Origin of the sequence: Halobacillus shinanisalinarum (assembly GCF_022919835.1) — a bacterium.
Taxonomy (GTDB): domain Bacteria; phylum Bacillota; class Bacilli; order Bacillales; family Halobacillaceae; genus Halobacillus_A; species Halobacillus_A shinanisalinarum.
Map to the genome: position 1 here is coordinate 4831881 of NZ_CP095074.1, position 23582 is coordinate 4855462.

Sequence of the window (23582 nt, forward strand, 5' to 3'; positions counted from 1 at the left end):
TTTTCATGGGGAAATACGGGCGCTTCTGTTTTTCTTTATAGGCGGATGTCACAGATTCTTTTGTTTTCGCGTATGATACTTGGAAATGAGGAGGGATCGATGTGTATCCACAAGCAAAAGCGGCGCGCCCAGGAACGATTAACATTGTATTAAACGAAGCAAAAGGGAAGGCTGATGCCGTAAATTCTCCTTCTGCCAAAGGGAAGCATATGGCGCCTTTCCGTAAAATTGACCAATACTTTAACCCGATTATAGGGATGCAGGAATTGAAAGTTCGTGTGAAAGAGATCTATGCTCAAGTACTCATTGCTCAAAAAAGAAAAGATTTAGGCTTGAAGTCAAATGGTCAAGTGTTACACATGATCTTTAAAGGTAACCCTGGTACGGGGAAGACGACGATTGCTCGAATGGTTGCTACTTTGTTTCAAGAAATGGAAGTATTAGAAAAAGGACATTTTATTGAGGCTGACCGGAGTGATCTCGTTGGCGAATATATCGGTCATACCGCTCAAAAAACAAAGGATTTAATAAAGAAGGCGATCGGTGGCGTATTGTTTATTGATGAGGCCTATTCTTTGGCGCGGGGCGGCGATAAAGACTTTGGTAAGGAAGCCATTGATACCATCGTCAAATGTATGGAGGATCATCACGATGAACTGGTGATTATCCTGGCGGGCTACCCATATGAAATGGAAGATTTTCTAAATATTAATCCAGGGCTGGCTTCACGCTTCCCGATCCAACTTGAATTTGATGATTATTCGGCAATCGAGTTATCCGCCATTGCAGATGTTATGGTGCAGGATAGGGATTACGCCCTTTCCCCACAGGCAAGTAAGAAATTATACGAACATTTAGTAGCTGTTTGTTACCAGTCCCAGCATAATTTTTCAAATGCGAGATATGTTAGAAATGTAATCGAAGAAGCGATACGAAAACACGCCTATAGAGTGGCGGGGAGTTCGGACCATGCAAGAGCAACCTTGATTACACTTGAGGCAGAAGATTTTCAACAAATAAATGAAAAAACTAACTATCATTAAAAGAGAGGAAATGTGCTCTCTTTATGCCTTTTTGGTATGATAGGGGCAAACGGTTTTCATAATGAAAAGGATGAATCCAATAACAATGAAAGAACAAGTCGTATTAGTCGCTAGAAGAGATCCTGCTCAGGAGGAAGAAAGGTTCACTTCCTCGCTTGAGGAGCTAAAATCGTTAACCGAAACAGCCGGGGGCGAAGTGTGTAAAGTGATGGTCCAAAAACGTGAGCGTGTTCACCCGGCTACGTATATTGGTGAAGGAAAACTGGCAGAAATTAAGGAAGAAATCGACAAAAGTGAAGCGGGGATCGTTGTGTTCAATGATGAGCTGTCGCCGGGACAGTTAAGGAATATCGCCGATCGTTTAGAGCGGCGGGTGATCGATCGAAGTCAGTTAATATTAGATATCTTTGCCAGCCGAGCACGGACGAAGGAAGGAAAGCTTCAAGTAGAGCTTGCCCAGCTGCAATATTTATTACCAAGACTCGCTGGGCAAGGAACGGAGCTTTCACGGCTTGGTGGAGGGATCGGTACACGAGGTCCTGGGGAAACGAAGCTTGAGTCAGACCGTCGTCATATTCAGCGCCGGATCGATGACATTAAGCGTCGTTTGCAAACCGTTGTAAAACAGCGGAATCAGTATAGAAAAAGGCGTGAAGATAATTATGCGTTTCAAGTAGCGATCGTAGGTTATACGAATGCTGGGAAATCCACATTCTTCAACAAAGTAACAGATAGTAATTCGTTTGAAGAAGACTTGTTGTTTGCTACCCTCGATCCGTTAACGCGGCAAGTCAGCCTGCCTTCTGGTTTTAAGGCGTTAATTTCCGATACGGTTGGCTTTATTCAAGATTTGCCGACAACTTTAATTGCAGCTTTCCGTTCAACGTTAGAGGAGGTAACCGAGGCTGACTTTATCATCCATATGGTTGATGCTTCCCATCCTGATCACGAAGAACAGGAAAAAACAGTCCACAAATTACTCAGGGACTTACATGCAGATCATTTGCCGACACTTACGGTTTATAATAAAAAAGATTTACTTCAGGATGATTTTATCCCGAGTACGTTTCCATCCCTTTCTGTTAGTGTTCATGACCGCATTGATATAAAGCGGGTCCTTGATAAAGTAGAAGAAGTGCTTAAGGAAGAATGGTATGAATATAGCTTATTCATTCCTGCTTCCCAAGGTAAACGTCTGCAACAGTTCAAGAGTGAGAGTATTATAACAACGATAAAATTTCATGAAGATAGAGAAGGATATGCCTTACATGGGTATATCCATCCTGAACACCCTTTAAAAAATAAGATATTACAATAAGTTAGGAAGAGGAAGATGAATGATCTAGTGTTAGCTGTTGAAGAACAAATTCGCCCACAGCATGAAAATGTACAAGCCTTAGTAGAGAAAAACCAGCGGAAAGTACTAGATGCTTTTCAAAAGCTTAAAGTGTCAGACTCACATTTTAACCCTACCACAGGTTATGGATATGATGACTTTGGGAGAGACACTCTAGAAGAGCTATATGCTGAAATTTTCAAAGCGGAAGACGCTTTAGTCAGGCCTCAGCTAATTTCTGGAACTCACGCCATTACGACGGCGCTCTTTGGTGTCTTGCGTCCAGGGGATGAGCTGGTATACATGACCGGCGAGCCCTATGATACCCTTGAAGAAGTTATTGGGAAACAAGGTGGAGAGGATAAAGGTTCGTTAACGGACTTTGGTGTGACTTATCAAGCGATTTCTTTAAAAAACAATCAAGAAATTGATCAATCTAAAGTAGAGAAGGCTATTTCAAAACGAACGAAAATAGTCGCTATCCAACGATCCAAAGGCTATGCGGATCGTCCTTCTTTTTCGATTGAAGAAATAGGACGGATGATCGCTTTTGTCAGGTCGATAAAAGAAGATGTTATTATTTTTGTTGATAACTGCTACGGCGAATTCGTTGAAGAGAATGAACCGACTGAAGTTGGAGCGGATCTAATTGCTGGATCGCTGATTAAGAATCCTGGCGGCGGGATTGCAAGGATAGGCGGGTATATCGCGGGTAGACGAGATTTGATTAGGCTTTGTGGCAATCGCTTAACTGCTCCGGGATTAGGAAAAGAAACCGGAGCCAGTTTGAATACTTTACAGGAGATGTACCAAGGTATTTTTCTAGCCCCAAATGTTGTCGGGGAAGCATTGAAGGGAGCTGTTTTCACTGCAAAATTGCTGGATTCACACGGTTTTAAAACGACGCCAAGCTATCAAGCTAAACGAACGGATTTGATTCAATCCGTAAATTTTGACACAAGTGAGCAGATGATTCGTTTTTGCCAAGCTATCCAAGCTGCATCGCCGATCAACTCCCATGTGAAGCCACATCCAAGCCCGATGCCTGGTTACGATAGTGATGTCATTATGGCTGCGGGAACTTTTATTCAGGGGGCAAGTTTAGAATTGACGGCAGATGGCCCATTGCGCCCTCCTTATACAGCCTTTGTCCAAGGCGGCCTCACGTATGCCCACGTTAAAATCGCTGTCTCTCGAGCAGTACAACAATTAAAGTAAAAAGGATTATCTAAGTGATAACACGTAGTAACTGAAGAACATTCATTCTTCAGTTTTTTCTGTGAATTTCCATGTTAACTTACTTAACATCTCTTGACATCTATAATGACTGTCGTATAATGTAATTAGAATTTCTTTTGGGGGTGGCAAATCGATGAGTGATGAAGTTCGTCGTTCGATGCCGTTGTTCCCGATGGGGATTGTACAATCCTTGACTGATCTTTCAGCCCGGCAAATCAGGTATTACGAAAAGCATCAGTTAGTTAATCCAGTTAGATCAAATGGCAATCAACGACTTTTTTCCTTTAATGATGTCGATCGTTTGCTAGAGATTAAAGCGCTTATTGAAAAAGGCGTAAATATGGCTGGGATTAAACAGGTGCTTACGCTTACCCATCAGCCGGAGAACGAGCCATACAGCGAAGATCAAATGGAAGAAGTTCATAATGAGCTTACTGATAAAGAGCTTCGCCGTATGTTACAGCAAGAACTATTCACCGCGGGAAGACAAGGGAAGGCAAGTATAAGACAGGGAGAATTATCACGATTCTTCCACTAAAGTAGCATAGGAGGAGACAAATGGGATTAACGAGAGAAGAAATTTTCAAGAAGATTGATGAAGAAAACGTAAAGTTTGTCCGTTTGCAATTTACGGATATGCTGGGGACGATTAAAAATGTTGAAATTCCAGTAAGTCAAGTAGATAAAGCTCTTGATGGAATGATGATGTTTGATGGTTCATCCATCGAAGGATTTGTTCGTATCGAAGAATCAGACATGTACTTAGTACCAGACCTTGATACATTTGTTGTCTTCCCTTGGTCATCTGAAAAAGGGAAGGTAGCACGCTTCATTTGTGATATCTATAACCCTGATATGACACCATTTGAAGGATGTCCACGTTACAATCTTAAGCGTAATCTAAAGAAAATGGAAGAACTAGGTTTCTCCGCCTTTAATATCGGAACAGAGCCTGAATTTTTCCTTTTCAAGCTGGATGTAAATGGCGAACCAACGATGGAACTTAATGATAAAGGCGGCTATTTTGATTTAGCACCAACAGACTTAGGTGAAAATTGCCGACGTGATATTGTGCTTGAGCTTGAAGAGATGGGCTTTGAAATCGAAGCTTCTCACCATGAAGTGGCTCCAGGACAACATGAGATCGATTTCAAGTATTCTGATGCAGTGAAGCATTGTGATGATATTCAAACATTTAAACTAGCGGTTAAGACGATTGCACGCCAGCATGGATTACATGCGACCTTTATGCCTAAACCATTGTTTGGTGTGAACGGATCTGGTATGCATGCCAACATGTCACTATTCACTGAGGATGGCAATGCCTTTTTTGATGAAAATGGAAAAGAGCAGTTATCTGATGTCGCTTATCAATTTACAGCCGGAATTATAAAGCATGCAACTAACTTCACAGCCGTAACCAACCCGACTATCAATTCCTATAAGCGTCTAGTACCTGGTTACGAAGCACCTTGTTATGTTGCTTGGTCAGGTCAAAACCGCAGTCCACTCGTTCGTGTTCCAACATCTCGCGGTTTAAGCACACGTATTGAAGTTCGCAGTGTTGACCCGGCTGCAAACCCGTATATGGCAATGGCAGTACTCCTTGCTGCTGGTCTTGATGGTGTTGAGAACAAGCTTGAGGCACCAGCACCAGTTGATCGTAACATCTATGTAATGGACAAAAGAGAGCGTGAAGCCCACGGCGTTAAGGATCTGCCTGCAACACTTTCAGATGCACTTCTTGAGCTGCAATCTGATGAAGTCATGGTTAAAGCGCTTGGAGAACACTTGTTTGAACACTTTATTGAAGCAAAAGAAATAGAGTGGGATATGTTCCGTACACAAGTACATCCTTGGGAGCGCGAGCAGTACCTGCAAACTTATTAATGTATGTAACCCCTTGACATGACTGATGTTAAGGGGTTTTTAATGTTTTGGTCATAAGGTTGCCATTCAAATGATATTTTCTACCGACCAAAACATGACCAAAAAAATAATCAAAAAAATTATTCGAATATCCCTTTTGTATAGGATTCGAATTTATCCATAGTATCTTTTTCTATCTTTTTACTGATGTGTGCGTACACGTCTGAAGTAATTTGAATGCTACCGTGCCCCAAACGTTCTTGAACATATTTCATATCCGCTCCGGCTTCAAGCAATAAGACAGCATGAGTGTGTCTCAATGAGTGAATGGGGAGAGGTGGTATTTCTGTTCGTTTCAATATTCTTGAGAAAGAATTGAAGAGACTGGATTTTGGCATGTAGTTGCCATCTTTACGACATAAGACTAGATTTAGATCGTGATGATACAGGTCATTTAAAGTTAGTTTGTCCTGGTTTTGTTGTTTCATATGAAAGTGAAGATCGTTTGTTAGCGATTGACTTATAGTGATTACCCTTGTAGAACTATACGTTTTCGGATCACCTAAGAGCTCTTCTTTAGATTTTGCTTGAAAATCAAGAGTTTTAGAAATGCTGATAGTTTTATCTTTTAGATTAATATCAGTCCACTGAAGGGCAGCGGCTTCTCCCTTACGCATTCCTGTCTCGATGAGTACTTTGAAAAATAACCAATAAATATATCCATACTTATAAGCTTCTTGTAAAAAGGATGGAATATCTCCACTATCAATAAACTGTACATCCTTTTTCTTTTTATCGCCTTTGAGTGTAACACCTTCGCACGGGTTCTTTTGTAATTTGTGAATCGTGACGGCTTTTTGAAGTGAATTAAACATAGTATTATGAACAATTTCAATTGTGCGCCTGCTATACTCTTGATCAAATAGGTGATTGATGAATTTCTGGTACATCATCGGTTTGATCTGATCAATTTGGATATCTTTGAAATAAGGAAGAATGTGATTTTTAATATTCGCCTGGTGCAAGTTGTATGTGTTCTTTCTGATAGTGCCTTCTTTATACTCGTGTAACCATTCATGTAGATAATGTTTAAGAGGTAGAGTCGTTTGTTCAAACCCTTCTTCTAATTGTCTTTCCATTTCGCGGGCTGCTAGTTGAGCTTCTTTCTTCCCTTGAAATCCTGATTTTGATTTAACCCTATGTTTAGCGGTGAAAGGGTCTTTGTACGATATCCTATACTCCCATTTGTTACCTCGTTTCCGAAAAGTAGCCATAAAAATTCACTCCTCCCTTATTTAGGATCAAACATTACATGCAAAACTTTACCAACTATCCTAGCGTCTTCGTCATTTATAATGATTGGATCATAAGCAGAATTCTCAGGTAACAAAATATGTTGACCACCATCGGTTATCTTGACCCTTTTCAAGGTCGCTTCATGTCCATTCACATTAACGATTGCGATGTCTCCATTTTCCACTTGTGGTGTCAGTTTAACTACTACCCTATCTCCCTCGTGAATTCGGGCGCCTATCATGGAATCCCCTTTTACATTTAAAACAAAAAGTTCGTGTGGACTTTTATATTCCCATAAGTTAGGTAAGTCAATATAAGTCTCTATGTTCTCTTCAGCAAAAACCGGCTTTCCGGCAGCAATCGAACCTAATACTGGAACCCTTAAACTGGTAGGGGGTGTCTCACCATTAGACTTAGGTACTTCTGTTTCAGTCATTTCAGCGTTCTTTGATTCCTCCATAATAATATGCAAAAACTCCATAACATCTATATCATATAAAGCGGCCATATCTTGTAACACTGGTATTGAAGGTTTTCTATCTCCGCGTTCCCACATATTATAAGCACTTCTTGATACACCTAATAAATCTGCTACTTCTTGTTGAGATCTTTTACTGTTAGTTTTTCTAAGACTTTTTATTTTTTCGTGTAATTTCATATCATTCAATCCTCTCTAAAACCTTCTGATATATGTATGAAAATATTATAGCACGTTTCGTGCCATTTGTGGCACATTTTGTGCAAAAAATGTTGACATTGTTTTTAACTAGGTTTATAGTTGAATTACAAATTGACACAAAACGTGCCAAGAAAAAGGAGGGAACACGTTGGATAAGAAAAAAATCGGTCAAGGACTTCAGAAACTTCGTGGAGAAACACCAAGGCAAGAAGTAGCGTACCATTTAGGTATTGCCCTTTCTACTCTACGTATGTATGAAAATGGTGAAAGAATTCCAAGGGACGAGATTAAATTAAATATCGCCAATTATTATGGTGTTTCAGTTGAGGAACTTTTTTTTGCTCACCAATGACACTAATAGTGCCAAAAGGGAGATGACACATTGAGAGATTATCGCAACACACGATGGCATTGGTCGAAAGAAGATGACGAGTTGCTTCAGGAACTAATAGTGAAGAACGGGGGTGGGTTAGATGTTAGACATCCAGATCAACGAGCAGCAAGCGAAAGCGATGTTAGTCCAGAAGATCGAGGAGACCATCAAGAATTTTGATGCAGAGATGGTCTACTGGGATTCAAATGAGTTAAAAAGGCGTACATGTATGAGCTGGGGAACGATTCAAGATACATTCTTTTTCGACGAAAGATTCCCAAAAGTCAAACTAGGTGGCAAATGGTATTACCCAGCCAAAGAGACTAAAGATTTCTTACTCATGTGGTTAGAGGAAAGGAGGGAGGTTTCTTGATCGAAAAGATTCGTGAAAGTGACATTACTTATTATGTACTGGGGTTCGCAGCTCTCGAGTTTCTAAGATGGACAATTACAAGCTTATAAGGAGGTAAAAGGAAATGACATTCGGTGAAATGAAGGAATTTACAAGACGGCTAAAAGATATCATGTCCATGCAAGATGGGCTAGGTAAAGATAACCGATTAGCTTTACTTATGACAGATCTGGAAGTGATGTATCAGATCCCTATGTACGGCATCAATAAAAGAAATGAATTCATAAAGAAGCATCCACATGTCATGCAGTTATACAAGACGGTTTCACTTGAACGTAATCTATAAAACTATGAAAGGAAGATGTAAATGAAAGTAGTTGAAGTTTCGATTGTAGCAGGTGCATCACTTGGAAAGTTTTCAATCATGGAAGCTCGTTTAATAGGTGTAGCGGGTGAACGTTTAGGGGTTAAATATCTATCTTGTGATGAGTTAAAGGAAAAGGGCGTTATTAAACGCGCTAATTCCTTCAATAAAGCTGAAAAGTGGCTTAACACTAAAGAAGGCCTTGAATGGGCGAAAGACGCTAAGCATTATCAAATATTTTAAAGGGGGACGAACCAATGAAAAGTACAGGCATTGTTAGAAATTTGGACGATTTAGGAAGGATTGTTATCCCAATTGAATTGAGACGCACTTTAGATATAAGTGAAAGGGAACCGCTGGAGATCTTTATGGATGATGAAAAGATCATTCTTCGTAAGTACAAGCCTAGTGAAGAAAAGCAGGAAGTGCTCAAAGATTTACACACTTTATTGGAAACTGAAAAAGATCCAACAGTCAAAGACATGCTGCAAGATGTGATCGCTTATGTGGGCAAATAAAAAGCTACCTGGTCTCCACACCAGATAGCTACTGACAAACTCACAATTATAATATCATGTTGTTCATGTTTTGGGCAAGGATGGTAGAAGTTGTTAGTTATTATCTACGGCAGGCGTGGTGAACCTGTCGTCGTGGGTAGGAGGCTCGTTTCATCCAAAACCTCTCTGCTCAGGGTTTCCTGCCTACGACGATGTGTTCCCACATCAGAAAGAGGTGAAAACGAATGAAATGTATAGGCTGTCAAAAACAACCGCACGAGCTTTCCGAATACGTGCAACAAGCTACAGTCCATGAAATGTCACCTGTTGAATATGTACGTATGGATGAAGGCACTTATGACATTAAAACGGACATGTTCTGCTGTACAGGTTGTTACGTTCAGTTGGGGTTGCCGTTAAACACTCAGCTGATTGGAATGTATCAGCATGCAGCAGAAGCCCATTAAAAAAGAACCGCATGGCAGTGCGGCCCTTTAAAGAAACATATTTGAAACTATTGTAGCACATTAAAGGAGGAAGTTGAATGCTGAATAACGCGTCCGAAGCAAATAGCGTATTCCGTGACATGTTGGGCTTAAAAAACCAACGTAAGTCTCTTACAGATAAGATCGATAGTCGTAAAGCTCACCTTATTATGTATCTGAAGCAAAATGGTCCGACTCTTGTTTATAACGGGGAGAAACCAACCATTATCGAGGTTGTTAAAAAATCCGTTAAACAAATTGATAAAGCAGCTCTTGCTTATGACCTTGGCATTCCTGCCAATAGCCTCACTCCCATTCGTATCGCAAAACTTGTAGAGGATGGCAAGCTAACCTATGCCAAAATCCTTGAGTACCAGTACGAAGAAGAGGACTACAGATTAAGACAGCACAAAGCCAAGAAAAAAGAAATTGAGAAATTCCGTAACCAAAAATAGGAGGATGATCATTCATGGAAATTAAATTGACGATTGAAGCACCGGGGTTAGAAAAAGCCTTACTATCTTTATCCACTTCACTGGAAGGGACCACGTTAGGTCAAGTGGTGGATCCAGGCAGTAAAGCAGAAGATAAGCCATCACCTAAGAAAGAGAAAGCAAAGGAAGAGGACAAAAAAGAACCAAAAGAAGAACCTGCACCAGTGAAGGAAGAAGTACCAAAAGAAGAGAAGAGTGAGCCATCCATTTCCTTAGAGATCGTCCGTGGCAAGTTGGCCAAGATTTCTCAAGCAGGAAAGCAAGCTGAGGTTAAGGCATTGATTCAAGAGTTTGGAGCCAAGAAGCTCACAGATATTGATAAAAGTAAATATGCGGAACTACTTGAAGCTGCGGAGAAATTGTAATGAGTGGTCACGCTACAAGAGATCACGCCATTCTTTCGGCTTCCGGTTCTAGTCGATGGTTGACTTGTACCCCAAGCGCTCAGCTGGAAGAACAGTATGAAAATACAACGAGTGTCTTTGCTGAAGAAGGAACGACAGCGCATGAACTAGCAGAGGATTTTCTTCGGAAAGAGTTAGGGTTAATCGCTAAAGGCACTTTCACACGTAGGCTAAACAAGATGAAAAAAGAAAATGAACATTACTCACAGTCCATGCTCGACTACGTGGAGAATTACGCAACTATCGTCTTGGAACATATCAGTGAACTAAAGCAATATTCCTCTGATGTCCTTACATTGCTAGAAGAACGACTCGACTTTAGTCGGTGGGTTCCGCAAGGGTTCGGAACAGGTGACGTTGTTTTAGTCGCTGATCAGACGTTAGAAGTTATTGATTTGAAGTATGGTAAAGGCGTTCCTGTTAGTGCTGAAGGAAATACGCAAATGCGTTTATATGCATTAGGCGCCTTAAACCAATTTGAAATGTTGTATGACATTGAAAATGTCCGCATGACCATTGTTCAGCCAAGGCTGGACAGTGTGTCTACGGACGAGATAGCAGCTAGTGATTTACTTGATTGGGCCGATGAGGTTGTCCAACCAAAAGCACACGAAGCTATCGAGGGAGAGGGAAACTTTGTCGCTGGTGAACATTGCCGGTTCTGTAAAGCCAGGAGCCAATGCAGGGCTCGGGCAGAAAAGAACTTAGAGCTTGCCCAACATGACTTTCAAGAACCTCCACTACTATCTTATGAAGAGATCGGTGAAATATTACCAAAAGCGGACGAGCTTCAAAAATGGGCAAAGGATGTTCAAAACTATGCCTTAGATCAGGCAGAGAAACACGGGGCGAAATTCCCGGGATACAAGCTCGTTGAAGGACGAAGCAACCGCAAGTACACGGATGAAGCAGCTGTGATTAAGCGTTTGAAAGATGAAGGATACAGTGAGGAAGACATTTATGACATGAAGGTAAACGGCATTACGAAGATGGAGAAGGCCATCGGGAAAAAGCCGTTTAAAGAATATCTATCTGAATACGTCATCAAGCCGGCCGGTAAACCGACGCTCGTTAAGGAATCGGATAAGCGTCCAGAGATCAACTCAACAGATTCAGCCGTAGAAGATTTTAGCTAAAAATAACCAAAAGGGAGAGATTCACACATGGCAAAACTAAATGAAACAAAAGTTGTAACAAACGAGGCACGCTTTTCCTACACACACGTATTCGAGCCGCATGCAATTGAGGGCAACGATCCAAAGTATAGCGTGGCCATCCTTATCCCTAAAAAGGATAAAGAAACAATTGAATGTGTAGAAAAGGCAATTGAAGCAGCGAAGCAAGCAGGGAAGTCGTCCAAGTTTAGTGGTAAGATCCCGCCTACTTTGAAAACCCCTTTACGTGATGGGGATGAAGAACGACCGGATGATGAAGCGTATCAAGGTCACTACTTCATGAATGCTACGTCGAAAACAAAGCCAGGTCTCGTGAAGAAAGGATCAGCTGGTTTACTGGAAATTACGGATGAAGCAGAACTTTATTCAGGGTGTTATGGAAAAGCTTCCGTCAATTTCTTCCCGTTCAACTCTAACGGAAATAAAGGGGTCGCTTGTGGACTGAATAACCTTCTTAAGACAAATGATGGTGAAGCCCTAGCAGGTAAGCCGAATGCTACTGATGACTTCGCTGACGAACTGGATGGAGACGACGATGACGACGATTTCTTAGGTTAATAGACATGGCTAGGGGGAGTGCTATAGCTCCCCTTTTCTATACAAAGAAAGGGTGGGAAATATATGAAAGTCCCGGCAACGATTGAAGTGTTGGACGATATCCGGAGAGAACGGATCAGGCAAGAAAAGAAGTGGGGAAAGCAAAGGCACGATTATCCTTTCTGGCTGACCATATTGACTGAGGAAGTAGGCGAAGTTGCTCAGGCCATGCAGCAAGGAAGCGTAGCTTATAAGCAGTCGGATTCGGATGATCTATATGAAGAGTTGATCCAAGTGGCAGCAGTGGCAACCGCAATCGCTGAACAAGTGAAAGAAGAGCGTGAACAATCATGACCACACTCTCCATTGACATTGAAACTTATAGCTCTACCGACCTTAAAAAGACAGGCGTGTATCGCTACGTGGAAGCTGATGATTTTGAAATTCTACTCTTTGCTTATGCATTCGGTGACGATCCCGTGGAGGTCATCGATCTAGCTCAGGGCGAAAAGCTACCCGTTGTTGTGATCAAAGCACTTCAAGATCGAGAGATCATGAAAACAGCTTTTAATGCCAACTTTGAACGGGTTTGTATCTCCAAACATTTTGACATTAAACAATACGAAACACAATGGCGCTGTACAGCCGTGAAATCTATGAATCTAGGCTTACCCGGTTATCTGGATGGGGTGGCCAAGGCCATGAACTTAGACGTTCAAAAAGATTCAGCTGGTAAAGCCCTGATCCGTTACTTCTCCATGCCATGTAAACCAAACAAGAAGAATGAAGGGCGTACACGGAACCTCCCTCACCATGATGAAGAGAAATGGCAGCAGTACAAAGATTATTGCGTGATGGACGTTGAGGTCGAACGTGGCATAAAAGAAAAGTTGGATAAGTTTCAGCTTCCAGACATGGAACACCGCATGTGGGAGTTAGATCAAAAGATCAATGATTTTGGAGTCGAAGTGGACCCGGACGTTGTTAAAAATGCCATTGAAATCAATAGGGTGTATCAAAAGAAGCTCAAGGCAGAAGCAATTGAACTAACAGGCTTAGATAATCCAAACAGTACCGCCCAGCTAGGGGAGTGGCTGAAAAACCAAGGTGTGCAGGCTCCTAACCTTCAAAAGGCAACAGTAGAAAAACTGCTTGAGGAAACTAGCGGAGACGTGAAACGGGTGCTTGAAATACGGCTTGAGTCTTCCAAGACATCCATTAAGAAGTATCAAGCTATGGAACGGGCCATGTGTGAAGATCATCGAGTAAGAGGGTTAATGCAGTTTTACGGTGCCGGTCGTACTGGACGATGGGCAGGGCGCCTTGTCCAGGTGCAGAACCTTCCACGAAACTATTTAAACGATCTGGATCTGGCAAGAAATCTATTGAAGCAGGGTGAGTTTGAAACGCTTGAGCTGTTGTTCGGGGATGTACCGGACGTGCTGTCTCAGTTGATCCGGACAGCGTTTGTTCCTAAGAAGGGTTATCGCTTAACGGTGTCCGACTTCTCTGCCATTGAAGCTCGTGTTATTGCTTGGCTTGCGGATGAAACGTGGCGCTTGGATGTGTTCGATGGTCACGGAAAGATTTATGAAGCCTCAGCAGCTCAAATGTTTAATGTACCCGTTGAATCAATTTCGAAAGGCGATCCATTAAGGCAAAAAGGGAAGATTTCTGAATTGGCTCTCGGCTATCAAGGAAGTGTTGGCGCCTTGAAGCAAATGGGGGCGTTAGACATGGGGCTTGAAGAAGATGAACTGCCTGAACTTGTGAGCTCATGGCGTGAAGCGAACCCAAACATTAAGAAGTTTTGGTATGACGTGGAGAAGTCCGCTATTCAAGCTCTCCAGAACAAAACGACCGTAACGATGCCTCACGGTCTTAGCTTCTTCTATCAATCAGGCGTGTTGTTCATAGGGTTACCGTCTGGGCGAAAACTGGCCTATGCCAAACCCAAGTTAGAAAAAGATGAACGGTTTAACAAAGACAAGATCACCTATATGGGCACAGAAGCCGGTGGCAAGTGGGCAAGACTTGACACCTACGGTGGGAAGCTCGTGGAGAACATTGTTCAGGCCGTAGCCAGAGATTGCTTGGCTCTTTCTATGATACGTCTGGACGATGCCGGTTATGACATTATTTTTCACGTCCATGATGAAGCAGTCATTGAAACGTTAGAAAATCAGGACGCACTTGAGGATATAGAGGGCATTATGGGGCAACCGATTGAATGGGCAAAGGGCTTGCCATTAAATGCTGATGGGTTTGTCACTCATTACTACATGAAAGATTAGGGGGAATCTGATTATGGATATTGTCGTGAACGGCTCTTTCCAGAACGTTAAAGAGGAAATGAAAGCTTTACGATCAGCTGCACTTGATGAAGCTAGGAACATTAAAAAGCAATATAAAAAAGATGATGAGATACCTCTTAAGGTGGAAAGAGAATATGACCGTTTATTGGAACAGGCTGAGCTCTTAAAGGTGTCAGCAATCAATCCAATTCAGCTTGAGAGTGGGTTAATTATAAACTACGAGCTCGTTAAGCAGTTAATGAAGAAGCTAAAAGGCTTCAAGATTTCCATGGAGGAAAAGGATGGTCAGTTGATAATCAACTACTCTAAAGGTAGCACAAAAGGAACATTCACGCTTTATCACTTATACAAACTACCCTCACTTATACAGATGCCTAAAGGTCAGATCATGGAGGAGTATCTTCTATGAGAGAAATTAAACGTCGCATAAACGTGCTGTTAGATGAACAGGAAGCCAAAGGCATCGAAACGTATGGCCAAAGTTTAGAGGATTGCCCGGAAAATGATTATGACTGGAATCGCATGACGATGGAGGAGCTGATCGACGCTCTCCAGTACCAGGTGAAAGAAAACATCCGTCTCCAGAACAGTATCAAGATCATTAAGACGAAAAAGGGTGTACCTACTGTAATTCATGTGGACGGTAAACGGTTCGTCTATGATCCGAATACGAAGGATGTGAAGGCGTGACTGATCTAATCGCCTATATGTTTCTGGATCCTATGCTATGTGGCCTTGTTACTGATTGATAAAGAATAGGAGGAGTTCGAATGCCTTACAAAGACAATGAACAGGTACAAATGACTCTGGAACGTTATGAAGATATGCAAAGTCAACTGCAAGCTTTTGAGGATTTGAAACAGCGCTTCTTTACAGTAACAGAAAAGGAAGATCATGTATCTGTGATTGTTCACTTAGATGAGATTGAGAAGTGGTCGAAAGAGAATCATCGAGGTGGGTTAAAGAGCTTCACTCTTAATCAAAGGAAAGAAGTTGAAGCCATTGCTTATGTGGGAGTGAAGCCAGAATGAGTGAAGTTCAATACGACGATTACGGTCGGATGAAGTACCATCCCGACTTTCACCCAAACCATGGGAAGAAGATGACTAATGATGAAATCTCCTACATGTGCCGTTTTTGGGAAACTGATGGAGCAAAGAGCATCGCTGCGGCTCTCGGTAGAACTGAAAAGACATTGATGAGTAAAGTGTCAATGCTTCGAAAACAAGGGCGTTTTGATTATTATATGGAGCGCTGGAATCGGATGGAGGCGAAGGAAGCATGTATCTGAAATGTATTGAATCTGTTCATATGAATGTTGAAAAAATTTACCAAGCCTTTACAGAAGGTGAAAAGTATAGAGCACGGTGGGGAGTTGTAAAAGGGAGCAATGATGACCCTTATGCGTTCGAAAGGGTTCTAAAAGCTATAAATGATAAAGGTGAAAGCCATATCATAAAAAACCGTGAAAATGATGAACTGGATGCTTTCTTTTATAAACACTTTGAGGAGGATAACTAAATGAGTGATGTAAAAACCTATCAAATGCCCCAGTCCGATCAGGAACAACGGAAGAAGCGGTCTCCTAACTTCTATATCGAGTGTAAGGAGATAGGGATGCTTGATAAGGATGTTGCCAGTCGAATGGGTATTAGTCCTGCTAACCTAAGTATTTTAAAAGGTCGTTGGGACTTCGTCGGTAAGAGTCTGGAACAGATGAAAGCCAAATTGAAGCAAGAAACCAAGAAATCATACATCAAGAATAAAGGCACCATGAAAGATGACATAAAAGAAGATGTGGAAAAAGCTCAGGAAGAAAAGGAAGCTGCTGCCCCTGTTCAACCGAAAGAGCAAGAGGATCCACACGCTGATTATGAAAAGTACATGAAAGAGTTAAAGCAGAAGCTGAATGATGAAACGGGAGCTAAGACAGCGCTTGAAGATAAAGTGAAGCAACTGGAAGAAGATAATCAAGAGGATAAAGAGAAAAGAAATTATTGGGAGAGAGAATACAAACGTGCGGATGCTGCAAGGGAAAGATGGAAGTCTGAACACGTTTCCTTGAAAGGAGAACTTGATCGTCTTCAAGCTGATCAGCAACCTAAGCAAACAGTAAGTGAGCTTAATGAGAAAATCGGAGATTTAAAAGAGTGGATTCAGTCACTTGAACAAGAAAATATGAGGTTGGAGAACGAAAAAGAAAATTATAAGCAATCGTTTAAAGTTGTAAGTGATCAGTTAGGGGAGAGTAAACAAAGATCCTATCACTTGTTTGAGCTCGTGAAAATGGGATGAGAAAGGGGATGGATTCCGTGGCACCAGCAAAGAAACTGAATCTCACACATGACGGGTCCATAACGATCGCAACCGGGAAAAGCCGTAAGGAAATGAAGTGGAAGAATCGGGAGATGCTGTGGTCGGAGTTATTGAAGCGTCTCTCTGAAACTACGAAAACCCGTGAAACGCATGCGGAATACATGAAGATGACCAAGAGCCAGCAGGATGCAGTGAAAGATGTTGGTGGGTTTGTCGGTGGAACGTTGAAAGGTGGTCGGCGAAAAGCTGATACGGTGTCCTGGCGTCAGGTAGTGACGCTAGATGCCGACCATATTAAAGGCGACTTATGGGCATCGATTGAAATGCTTTTCGACTATGCCTGCTGCATCTATTCCACTCACAAGCACAAAGCCGAAAAGCCCCGGTTGCGTTTTGTTTTCCCCTTGTCTCGTGCTGTGACACCCGATGAATATCAAGCTGTATCCAGAAAGATTGCAGCTGATATCGGCATTGACTTTTTCGACGATACAACGTATCAAGCTCACCGTTTGATGTATTGGCCATCGACGTCATCTGATGGAGCTTACGTGTTCGAAAAGCAGGATGCGGATTGGCTGGATCCGGATGATGTGCTTAATCGTTACAATGATTGGACGGATCCACTTGAGTGGCCAGAATCATCTAGGCAGCAGAACGTTCGGAAAAAGGAAGCGGAAAAGCAAGGTGATCCATTAGAAAAACCAAGAATGGTCGGTGCTTTCTGCCGGACGTACTCGATTACCGAAGCGATTGAAACCTTTTTAGGTGATGTGTATGAAGAAGCTGGCGACGGTCGTTTCACCTATACAGATGGATCCACGAACGGCGGTCTTGTTCTTTACGATGATCGGTTTGCTTTCAGTCACCACGGCACGGATCCGGTTGGTGGCCAACTCACGAATGCGTTTGACTTGGTGCGGATTCATAAGTTTGGAATTCAAGATGAAGATATAAAGCCGGATACGCCGATGAATCGTCACCCCTCTTATAAAGCTATGGTGGACTTTGCAGCTAAAGATGAAAATGTTCGGATGCAACTAGGAGAGGAGCAATTAGCTGCAGCTGAAGAAGAGTTCGGAGAAGTGGCTGAAGGTGAATCCCATGAATGGTTAAAGAAGCTGGAACGGCACTCTAAAACGGGCGAGGTCCTTTCCACGAGAGGGAACATTGTAACGGTTTTAGAGAATGATCCCTCTCTTAAAGACCGCATTATGCTGAATGAGTTTTCATTTAGAGCGACCGTTCGTGAGAAGTTACCTTGGGCGAATGCAGACACCGGAGCTCTTTGGGAGGATCAAGATGAAGACGCTCTTTTTCACTACCTTGAAAGTGTTTATGGAATCGACGCCCCTGGTAAGGTCCGTAATGGAATCGGAGTAATTTTAAAACGGCACCGTTTCCACCCTGTTCAGGAGTATTTAGAGAAACTGGAATGGGACGGCCAAGAACGGTTAGACACCTTATTCATTGATTATCTAGGGGCTGATGATAGCGAGTATGTCCGTGCGGCCACCCGTAAAGCTATGGCAGCAGCTGTGAAGCGCGTCATGGATCCCGGTTGTAAGTTTGATTACATGCCTGTGCTTGTAGGAAGCCAAGGGGTTGGGAAAAGCATGATCCTAAATAAACTTGGCCAACAGTGGTTTTCCGATTCTCTAACCACTGTCCACGGGAAAGATGCTTATGAACAACTTCAAGGTGTTTGGATCATGGAGATGGGAGAATTATCTGCCACTCGTAAAGCAGACGTGGAAGCGATCAAGCTTTTCTTATCTAAGCAGACGGATATCTTTCGTGTAGCTTATGGCCGTCATACCTCCGTATTCCCAAGACAGTGCGTTTTCTTTGGAACCACGAATGATCGTGAGTTTTTAAAGGATAAAACGGGTAACCGTCGTTTTTGGCCGATTGTCGTTGGCGGTGAAACGCGAAAGGATCTATGGAAGGAATTCAGCAAAGAGGAAATTAACCAGATATGGGCGGAGGCCGTCGTTAGGTACAAGGAAGGCGAGAAACTTTATCTCGAAGGTGCTTTAGAAGAAGAAGCGCTGCAAGTACAGGAAATGCACACAGAAGAGAGCAGTAAGGTTGGGTTGATTCGTGAATATCTTGAAATGCCTTTACCTGAAGAGTGGCCATCGATGGATATTGCATCAAGGAGACACCGTATCCACGGTTCCGATTTTGGAGAAATGGAAGAAGCTCCAGAAGGCAATGCGAGAGACAAGGTGTGTGCCATGGAGATATGGGTGGAACTCTTTGAGGGTGATCCTAAACAACTTAACCCCACACAGGCTAGGGAAATCAACGATATTTTAAGGAAAATGGATGGATGGGAATCCTATGAAAAGTCACGAGGTAGATTACGTTTTGGTAAATACTACGGAGTGCAAAAAGCTTTTGTGAAAAAAGAAAACTAAGTGTATCCATTGGGTGTATCCATTGTATCCATGGGCGCCCCTTTGGACACACCTAATAAATTCCAAATGATAAAAAAGTGTATCCATGTATCCATGAAGTATCCATAGCATGGATACGCCTACAACTCTTCTAGGGCAAGGGCTAAACCCCTAATGTATCCATAGTATCCATGTTTATATGGGGGAGAAGTAATATAGGGGATAACAACCATATACTCAACGCCTAATACGCAAGTGCACATACGCGTGCGCGCGCGAGAACGTGGATACACCTTATGAAACAGGGAGGTCTTAGAAATGGAAGAATCACGATTAGAACGTAAACTAAAGCTTGAGATCGAGAAAAGAGACGGCATGGCCTTGAAGTTCGTTTCCCCAGGTAAAGCAGGGGTGCCAGACCGAATACTAATGCTTCCAGAGGGAGTGGCTGTATTTGTAGAGGTGAAGGCACCGGGAAAAAAACTTCGCCCACTTCAACAGAAAAGAGCAATAGAACTAGAACGGTTAGGGTTTCCGGTAGAAACAGTATCTTCTGATGCCGAGGTTGAGGGTTTACTAGAAAAACTGTTTCCTTTGGAATTTATAAAATGAACGATGGGTTGAGGTTTCAAACCACCCACCATAAAGGAGGCGCAGCGTGAAGTTCATTCCACACGATTATCAAGAAATTGCGATTGATCACATTATGGAGAACGAAGCATCTGGATTATTTCTTGAGATGGGCTTGGGCAAAACCGTTAGTGCTTTAACAGCTGCAGCTGATCTCCTCCATAATTACTTTGAAGTATCCAAGGTGTTAGTGATCGCCCCTAAACGAGTGGCAGAGGATACCTGGAGCCGTGAAACGGAAAAGTGGGACCATACGGCTTATCTGAAGATATCCAAAGTCTTAGGGTCAAAGAGTAATAGATTACAAGCATTACTGGAACCAGCTGACATCTACGTGATTAATCGGGAAAACCTTGAATGGTTAGTGAATCATTATAAAAAGGACTGGCCGTTTGACATGGTTGTGATCGACGAGCTTTCTAGTTTTAAATCATCGAAAGCTAAACGATTCAAAGCGTTACGAAAAGTACGGCCATTGATTAAACGAATTGTCGGTCTAACGGGTACGCCAGCACCCAACAGTTTAATCGATTTGTGGCCACAGCTTTACCTGCTAGATAAAGGAGAGCGTTTAGGGAAAACGGTCACGTGGTATCGCGATACCTTTTTCAAACCCGGTCGTCGGGATCCAGCACGATACATTGTGTATGAGTGGAATCTGAAGGATGGATCAGAGGAAGCGATATATGACCGGATCGGAGATATCTGTATCAGCATGAAGTCAAAGGATTGGCTGAAAAAGATGCCTGAACGGATGGACAATGTGGTGAACGTGACGTTATCCCCTACAGCTAAGAAGAAGTACAAACAGCTTGAGAAGGATCTCCTGTTGCCTTTTGAAGATAGCGATGTGGTAGCTGATACGGCTGCTGTTTTATCCAATAAGCTAATGCAGTTATCCAATGGAGCCATCTATGATGAGAATGAAGACGTGATGAAGGTCCACGACGCAAAACTTGATGCCTTAGAAGATATGATCGAAGCAGCCAACGGCAAGCCTCTTCTCGTGTTCTATTCGTACAAGCATGACCTTGAGAGGATTAAACAACGATTCCCGCAAGCAAAGAAGCTAGAAACGTCAGAGGATATCGAAAAGTGGAATCGTGGAGAAACGCCACTGTTTCTAGCCCATCCAGCGTCAGCAGGTCACGGACTCAACCTTCAAGATGGTGGGAACATCATCGTGTGGTTTGGGCTTACCTGGTCTCTCGAACTGTACCAGCAAGCAAATGCCAGGCTACACCGCCAAGGACAAAAGGACAGCGTGATTGTTCACCACCTGGTATCTGAAGGCACAATCGATGAACAAGTTATGCAAGCTCTAAAAGATAAAAGCACCGGGCAGGACGCCTTACTGGAAGCTGTCAAAGCCCGGTTGGAAAAGGTGGGGGTATCATGAGCTATACAATCAAACCGAAAAAGATCACATTCAAAAAGACTGAATATGAATGGTTTAATTACCATGAAACGTTGAGGGAAATATCGAGATTACGTGAACAGATTGAAACGCCTTTTGATGAGGATCCTGATGATCCAACAATTGTGAAGGGGGCTAACTCAGCTAGGAATCCAGGTGATCCGACTGGACGTATTGTGACTCGACTGTCTACGAATAAACAGCTGCAATACTTAACAGAAGTTGTTGATGCTATAGATCGCGTTTATAATGCGTTACCGGACAGCCATAAGAAATTAGTAAAGCTAAGATATTGGTCAAAAGGTAAAGATTTAAAGTGGGACGGCATAGCCAAAGAACTAAACGTAAGCCGCAGGCAAGCCTTTAATTGGAGAGATGAGATCGTCCAAACAACCATGGAGGTTTTAGGATGGAGATAAAAGATTGCACTAACTTTGCACTTTTGGGGTGATAAAAAGTGATATTGTAGTAGTATGAAGTTTTAGCCATAAAAAAGGATATGACCTTGGAACAGTTATATCCACCAACCAAGAGTCATCTGATCACTTGCTACTTGTGATTAGGTGACTTTTTCTATAAAAATAAATAATTTTATGCAGGAAAAAACTACCCCTTTATCGAAATTAGTCGGATGAAAGGGGAGTTTAGTTGAATCATGGTAAAAAAGAGAAATGTAAAAATACACTTTGACTTTTATGAAATCAATGATGCATCATCGAAAGAGTCTTTTAAAGAGGTATTGGATAAACTTTCAACTATGAGAGACAATGAAAGAAATATTGAGATATTTGGTGAAGATATTAGAATAGAAGCATTTAGTGTGGATGATGGCTCGAATCACTATAAAGCGAGCTTTGTAAAACTTAGACCACTTGAAAAGATAAGCACCTATAAACTTGATGGTAAGGGGAGGGAGATACCCCTTGAGGACGATGAGTTTGTCGGTGAAGAAGTTTCCTTTTATTATGATCCCTCTCTAAAAGTATTAGTCTTACAAAAAAACAAATATGGGGTATCTGCAGCTGGAGTTGAGGAATACTTTCAAAAATTTTTAAAAAATGACCATATAAAAATCCTGCCAATGTTTACTTTAGATACGTATAAGAAACTCCTAAATCAAAAAGAAATAACTTATGTAGAAACAGATGTGTCTATCCCATCTGAGAAGATTCTCGAGGAAGAAGTAGAAGGATGGGCTTTCGGAGATGTTAGGAAATTGAGAGAAGAACTTGGAGCGATGAAAATAGGATTGACTTTAACAGTAGAAGATTCAAGAAAGTCAAAACTCGATTTTAATATGGCCACAAGGTTAGTAAAAGGGTTGTTAAAACATACAGGAACCAACAGGTTAAAAACGAAAGCTCGTAAAGAAACGGGAGCAAGGTTAGAGGAGATTAACTTGTTTGAGGATCTTATTAGAATTACTTATAACCGCACTTTACCTGTGGGGTCAAAATTCACAATAGAAACGATGCAATTACTTGCAGAGCAAGCATATGTTGATAAGAAGGGAGAAGTAGTCGAACTATTACAGTCAAAAAGAAAACGTGAGGTTTAATAGATGTATAAAAAATTTAAAGGTTCAATTGAAAGACATTCACCACTTTTGGTTGGAGCTTTGTCCTTGATATTAGTGTTTGTCTTAAATTTAGGAGCATGTTCTATACCTAACACTAAGGAGCTATTATCTTCAGGAGTAAATGTAGCTTCCATTTCTGTTGGGTTCCTAATTGCTTCAATATCTGTAATGGTGGGATTGAAGAATAACCCAAATTTAACTTATCTGCAAATTGAGTATAGGCCGGGCTTGAGTTATTTGGACCTTCTAAAATCGTACCTGAAATTTTCCGTTACAGTGTCCTTTATTTATGCGATTTCATCAGCAGGATTATTAATGTTTAATCAACAAGAAATCTCTTATGTTTTTGATCAACTATTTAAGCTATGGATAGTTCTATCCTTAACATTTCTAGTTTCACTGTTTAGAATTATTAAGGTCTTAGCTAATTTACTGGATGATGTTTTTAAATAAATTTATGAAAGATTTAAAATGAGGCACTCCTAGGTGAGTGTCTTTTTCTTATGGATATTAAAGGGTATTGTATCTCCAATATGATTATGATGCCAGACTCACATTGAGTCTTGCCAGAAGGAGTAAGCACAGGGGTGGGAGTGCATGGAGATGAAAGAAGGATTAACACTCTTTTTGTCGAAATAGAATAGGCAGAAAGGGTTGGGTGAGCAACAGTAAAGATATAGGAGAGGGATTACAACAAGTGGGTAATTCCATGATGGATGCGGCTGTTTACTTACGTTATTTATTGCGATACCCATTATCATATTTGTGTTTTTACTATGACAT

The 23582-nt window shown here is 41.8% G+C and carries 31 protein-coding genes; 29 read left to right on the top strand and 2 right to left on the bottom strand.

Annotated features, from left to right (window positions below):
* Positions 1-101 precede the first annotated feature (101 nt).
* From MUO14_RS23895 to glnA, 5 genes are all read left to right on the top strand, one after another.
* On the top strand, positions 102-1043 hold the full coding sequence (locus MUO14_RS23895) for an AAA family ATPase (protein ID WP_244752975.1): 942 nt from the start codon (positions 102-104) through the stop codon (positions 1041-1043).
* An 85-nt stretch (positions 1044-1128) separates the two neighbouring features.
* On the top strand, positions 1129-2361 hold the full coding sequence (gene hflX / locus MUO14_RS23900) for a GTPase HflX (RefSeq protein WP_244752976.1): 1233 nt from the start codon (positions 1129-1131) through the stop codon (positions 2359-2361).
* 15 nt (positions 2362-2376) lie between these two features.
* Positions 2377-3597, top strand: a complete 1221-nt coding sequence (locus MUO14_RS23905; protein ID WP_244752977.1) for a methionine gamma-lyase family protein — start codon at positions 2377-2379, stop codon at positions 3595-3597.
* A gap of 154 nt (positions 3598-3751) precedes the next feature.
* The gene (locus tag MUO14_RS23910; RefSeq protein WP_244752978.1) at positions 3752-4156 is read left to right on the top strand and encodes a MerR family transcriptional regulator; all 405 of its coding nucleotides are present in this window, start codon (positions 3752-3754) and stop codon (positions 4154-4156) included.
* Positions 4157-4176: 20 nt separating this feature from the next.
* A complete protein-coding gene (gene glnA, locus MUO14_RS23915; RefSeq protein ID WP_244752979.1) occupies positions 4177-5508 on the top strand; it encodes a type I glutamate--ammonia ligase in 1332 nt (443 codons plus the stop codon).
* 119 nt (positions 5509-5627) lie between these two features.
* On the opposite strand, the gene MUO14_RS23920 is transcribed toward glnA, so the two are convergent.
* The gene (locus MUO14_RS23920) at positions 5628-6761 is read right to left on the bottom strand and encodes a site-specific integrase (RefSeq protein WP_244752980.1); all 1134 of its coding nucleotides are present in this window, start codon (positions 6759-6761) and stop codon (positions 5628-5630) included.
* Positions 6762-6778: 17 nt separating this feature from the next.
* Entirely contained in the window at positions 6779-7441 is a 663-nt protein-coding gene (locus MUO14_RS23925; RefSeq protein ID WP_244752981.1) for a LexA family protein, read from the bottom strand.
* A gap of 169 nt (positions 7442-7610) precedes the next feature.
* Between MUO14_RS23925 and MUO14_RS23930 the strand changes: the two genes are divergently transcribed.
* From MUO14_RS23930 to MUO14_RS24045, 24 genes are all read left to right on the top strand, one after another.
* The gene (locus MUO14_RS23930; protein ID WP_244752982.1) at positions 7611-7814 is read left to right on the top strand and encodes a helix-turn-helix transcriptional regulator; all 204 of its coding nucleotides are present in this window, start codon (positions 7611-7613) and stop codon (positions 7812-7814) included.
* Between the two features lie 121 nt (positions 7815-7935).
* Positions 7936-8208: a group-specific protein gene (locus tag MUO14_RS23935; protein ID WP_244752983.1), complete on the top strand. Its 273-nt coding sequence runs from the start codon at positions 7936-7938 to the stop codon at positions 8206-8208.
* 103 nt (positions 8209-8311) lie between these two features.
* Entirely contained in the window at positions 8312-8533 is a 222-nt protein-coding gene (locus MUO14_RS23940; protein WP_244752984.1) for a hypothetical protein, read from the top strand.
* 21 nt (positions 8534-8554) lie between these two features.
* Positions 8555-8794 (top strand): hypothetical protein, encoded by a 240-nt coding sequence (locus MUO14_RS23945; RefSeq protein ID WP_244752985.1) that lies wholly within the window; start codon positions 8555-8557, stop codon positions 8792-8794.
* Between the two features lie 14 nt (positions 8795-8808).
* Complete coding sequence (locus tag MUO14_RS24500; RefSeq protein WP_304654204.1) at positions 8809-9069, top strand: AbrB/MazE/SpoVT family DNA-binding domain-containing protein; 261 nt, start codon at positions 8809-8811, stop codon at positions 9067-9069.
* Positions 9070-9293: 224 nt separating this feature from the next.
* Entirely contained in the window at positions 9294-9515 is a 222-nt protein-coding gene (locus MUO14_RS23955) for a hypothetical protein (protein WP_244752986.1), read from the top strand.
* Between the two features lie 77 nt (positions 9516-9592).
* On the top strand, positions 9593-9988 hold the full coding sequence (locus MUO14_RS23960; RefSeq protein ID WP_244752987.1) for a hypothetical protein: 396 nt from the start codon (positions 9593-9595) through the stop codon (positions 9986-9988).
* Between the two features lie 14 nt (positions 9989-10002).
* On the top strand, positions 10003-10392 hold the full coding sequence (locus MUO14_RS23965; RefSeq protein ID WP_244752988.1) for a hypothetical protein: 390 nt from the start codon (positions 10003-10005) through the stop codon (positions 10390-10392).
* Positions 10392-11567: a DUF2800 domain-containing protein gene (locus tag MUO14_RS23970; RefSeq protein ID WP_244752989.1), complete on the top strand. Its 1176-nt coding sequence runs from the start codon at positions 10392-10394 to the stop codon at positions 11565-11567. The genes MUO14_RS23965 and MUO14_RS23970 overlap by 1 nt, the downstream gene beginning before the upstream one ends.
* Positions 11568-11594: 27 nt before the next feature.
* Positions 11595-12164, top strand: coding sequence for a DUF2815 family protein (locus MUO14_RS23975; RefSeq protein WP_244752990.1), 570 nt, complete (start codon positions 11595-11597; stop codon positions 12162-12164).
* Positions 12165-12227: 63 nt separating this feature from the next.
* Positions 12228-12497 carry a MazG-like family protein gene (locus tag MUO14_RS23980; RefSeq protein WP_244752991.1) on the top strand — a complete coding sequence of 90 codons (270 nt, stop codon included), beginning with the start codon at positions 12228-12230 and terminating at the stop codon, positions 12495-12497.
* The gene (locus MUO14_RS23985) at positions 12494-14437 is read left to right on the top strand and encodes a DNA polymerase (RefSeq protein ID WP_244752992.1); all 1944 of its coding nucleotides are present in this window, start codon (positions 12494-12496) and stop codon (positions 14435-14437) included. Before MUO14_RS23980 ends, MUO14_RS23985 begins: the two co-directional genes overlap by 4 nt.
* A gap of 13 nt (positions 14438-14450) precedes the next feature.
* On the top strand, positions 14451-14867 hold the full coding sequence (locus MUO14_RS23990) for a hypothetical protein (RefSeq protein ID WP_244752993.1): 417 nt from the start codon (positions 14451-14453) through the stop codon (positions 14865-14867).
* Positions 14864-15148: a hypothetical protein gene (locus MUO14_RS23995; protein ID WP_244752994.1), complete on the top strand. Its 285-nt coding sequence runs from the start codon at positions 14864-14866 to the stop codon at positions 15146-15148. Before MUO14_RS23990 ends, MUO14_RS23995 begins: the two co-directional genes overlap by 4 nt.
* Before the next feature lie 80 nt (positions 15149-15228).
* A complete protein-coding gene (locus MUO14_RS24000) occupies positions 15229-15489 on the top strand; it encodes a hypothetical protein (protein WP_244752995.1) in 261 nt (86 codons plus the stop codon).
* On the top strand, positions 15486-15749 hold the full coding sequence (locus MUO14_RS24005; RefSeq protein ID WP_244752996.1) for a DNA-entry nuclease: 264 nt from the start codon (positions 15486-15488) through the stop codon (positions 15747-15749). The genes MUO14_RS24000 and MUO14_RS24005 overlap by 4 nt, the downstream gene beginning before the upstream one ends.
* Positions 15740-15979: a hypothetical protein gene (locus tag MUO14_RS24010; protein WP_244752997.1), complete on the top strand. Its 240-nt coding sequence runs from the start codon at positions 15740-15742 to the stop codon at positions 15977-15979. The genes MUO14_RS24005 and MUO14_RS24010 overlap by 10 nt, the downstream gene beginning before the upstream one ends.
* Positions 15980-16753: a hypothetical protein gene (locus MUO14_RS24015; RefSeq protein WP_244752998.1), complete on the top strand. Its 774-nt coding sequence runs from the start codon at positions 15980-15982 to the stop codon at positions 16751-16753.
* An 8-nt stretch (positions 16754-16761) separates the two neighbouring features.
* On the top strand, positions 16762-19194 hold the full coding sequence (locus tag MUO14_RS24020) for a virulence-associated E family protein (protein WP_244752999.1): 2433 nt from the start codon (positions 16762-16764) through the stop codon (positions 19192-19194).
* A 297-nt stretch (positions 19195-19491) separates the two neighbouring features.
* A complete protein-coding gene (locus MUO14_RS24025; protein WP_244753000.1) occupies positions 19492-19785 on the top strand; it encodes a VRR-NUC domain-containing protein in 294 nt (97 codons plus the stop codon).
* Between the two features lie 46 nt (positions 19786-19831).
* Positions 19832-21202 carry an SNF2-related protein gene (locus MUO14_RS24030; protein ID WP_244753001.1) on the top strand — a complete coding sequence of 457 codons (1371 nt, stop codon included), beginning with the start codon at positions 19832-19834 and terminating at the stop codon, positions 21200-21202.
* Positions 21199-21639 carry a DUF722 domain-containing protein gene (locus MUO14_RS24035; RefSeq protein ID WP_244753002.1) on the top strand — a complete coding sequence of 147 codons (441 nt, stop codon included), beginning with the start codon at positions 21199-21201 and terminating at the stop codon, positions 21637-21639. Before MUO14_RS24030 ends, MUO14_RS24035 begins: the two co-directional genes overlap by 4 nt.
* 236 nt (positions 21640-21875) lie before the next feature.
* Positions 21876-22778, top strand: a complete 903-nt coding sequence (locus tag MUO14_RS24040; protein WP_244753003.1) for a DUF6731 family protein — start codon at positions 21876-21878, stop codon at positions 22776-22778.
* 3 nt (positions 22779-22781) lie between these two features.
* Positions 22782-23252: a hypothetical protein gene (locus MUO14_RS24045; protein ID WP_244753004.1), complete on the top strand. Its 471-nt coding sequence runs from the start codon at positions 22782-22784 to the stop codon at positions 23250-23252.
* Positions 23253-23582: the final 330 nt, after the last annotated feature.

Excerpts from the sequence above, each read along its gene's own strand:
- hflX (WP_244752976.1), top strand. The coding sequence starts at position 1,129 with ATGAAAGAACAAGTCGTATTAGTCGCTAGAAGAGATCCTGCTCAGGAG.
- MUO14_RS23905 (WP_244752977.1), top strand. The coding sequence starts at position 2,377 with ATGAATGATCTAGTGTTAGCTGTTGAAGAACAAATTCGCCCACAGCAT.
- MUO14_RS23910 (WP_244752978.1), top strand. The coding sequence starts at position 3,752 with ATGAGTGATGAAGTTCGTCGTTCGATGCCGTTGTTCCCGATGGGGATT.
- glnA (WP_244752979.1), top strand. The coding sequence starts at position 4,177 with ATGGGATTAACGAGAGAAGAAATTTTCAAGAAGATTGATGAAGAAAAC.
- MUO14_RS23920 (WP_244752980.1), bottom strand. The coding sequence starts at position 6,761 with ATGGCTACTTTTCGGAAACGAGGTAACAAATGGGAGTATAGGATATCG.
- MUO14_RS23925 (WP_244752981.1), bottom strand. The coding sequence starts at position 7,441 with ATGAAATTACACGAAAAAATAAAAAGTCTTAGAAAAACTAACAGTAAA.
- MUO14_RS23935 (WP_244752983.1), top strand. The coding sequence starts at position 7,936 with ATGTTAGACATCCAGATCAACGAGCAGCAAGCGAAAGCGATGTTAGTC.
- MUO14_RS23940 (WP_244752984.1), top strand. The coding sequence starts at position 8,312 with ATGACATTCGGTGAAATGAAGGAATTTACAAGACGGCTAAAAGATATC.
- MUO14_RS23945 (WP_244752985.1), top strand. The coding sequence starts at position 8,555 with ATGAAAGTAGTTGAAGTTTCGATTGTAGCAGGTGCATCACTTGGAAAG.
- MUO14_RS24500 (WP_304654204.1), top strand. The coding sequence starts at position 8,809 with ATGAAAAGTACAGGCATTGTTAGAAATTTGGACGATTTAGGAAGGATT.
- MUO14_RS23955 (WP_244752986.1), top strand. The coding sequence starts at position 9,294 with ATGAAATGTATAGGCTGTCAAAAACAACCGCACGAGCTTTCCGAATAC.
- MUO14_RS23960 (WP_244752987.1), top strand. The coding sequence starts at position 9,593 with ATGCTGAATAACGCGTCCGAAGCAAATAGCGTATTCCGTGACATGTTG.
- MUO14_RS23965 (WP_244752988.1), top strand. The coding sequence starts at position 10,003 with ATGGAAATTAAATTGACGATTGAAGCACCGGGGTTAGAAAAAGCCTTA.
- MUO14_RS23970 (WP_244752989.1), top strand. The coding sequence starts at position 10,392 with ATGAGTGGTCACGCTACAAGAGATCACGCCATTCTTTCGGCTTCCGGT.
- MUO14_RS23975 (WP_244752990.1), top strand. The coding sequence starts at position 11,595 with ATGGCAAAACTAAATGAAACAAAAGTTGTAACAAACGAGGCACGCTTT.
- MUO14_RS23980 (WP_244752991.1), top strand. The coding sequence starts at position 12,228 with ATGAAAGTCCCGGCAACGATTGAAGTGTTGGACGATATCCGGAGAGAA.
- MUO14_RS23985 (WP_244752992.1), top strand. The coding sequence starts at position 12,494 with ATGACCACACTCTCCATTGACATTGAAACTTATAGCTCTACCGACCTT.
- MUO14_RS23990 (WP_244752993.1), top strand. The coding sequence starts at position 14,451 with ATGGATATTGTCGTGAACGGCTCTTTCCAGAACGTTAAAGAGGAAATG.
- MUO14_RS23995 (WP_244752994.1), top strand. The coding sequence starts at position 14,864 with ATGAGAGAAATTAAACGTCGCATAAACGTGCTGTTAGATGAACAGGAA.
- MUO14_RS24000 (WP_244752995.1), top strand. The coding sequence starts at position 15,229 with ATGCCTTACAAAGACAATGAACAGGTACAAATGACTCTGGAACGTTAT.
- MUO14_RS24005 (WP_244752996.1), top strand. The coding sequence starts at position 15,486 with ATGAGTGAAGTTCAATACGACGATTACGGTCGGATGAAGTACCATCCC.
- MUO14_RS24010 (WP_244752997.1), top strand. The coding sequence starts at position 15,740 with ATGTATCTGAAATGTATTGAATCTGTTCATATGAATGTTGAAAAAATT.
- MUO14_RS24015 (WP_244752998.1), top strand. The coding sequence starts at position 15,980 with ATGAGTGATGTAAAAACCTATCAAATGCCCCAGTCCGATCAGGAACAA.
- MUO14_RS24020 (WP_244752999.1), top strand. The coding sequence starts at position 16,762 with ATGGATTCCGTGGCACCAGCAAAGAAACTGAATCTCACACATGACGGG.
- MUO14_RS24025 (WP_244753000.1), top strand. The coding sequence starts at position 19,492 with ATGGAAGAATCACGATTAGAACGTAAACTAAAGCTTGAGATCGAGAAA.
- MUO14_RS24035 (WP_244753002.1), top strand. The coding sequence starts at position 21,199 with ATGAGCTATACAATCAAACCGAAAAAGATCACATTCAAAAAGACTGAA.
- MUO14_RS24040 (WP_244753003.1), top strand. The coding sequence starts at position 21,876 with ATGGTAAAAAAGAGAAATGTAAAAATACACTTTGACTTTTATGAAATC.
- MUO14_RS24045 (WP_244753004.1), top strand. The coding sequence starts at position 22,782 with ATGTATAAAAAATTTAAAGGTTCAATTGAAAGACATTCACCACTTTTG.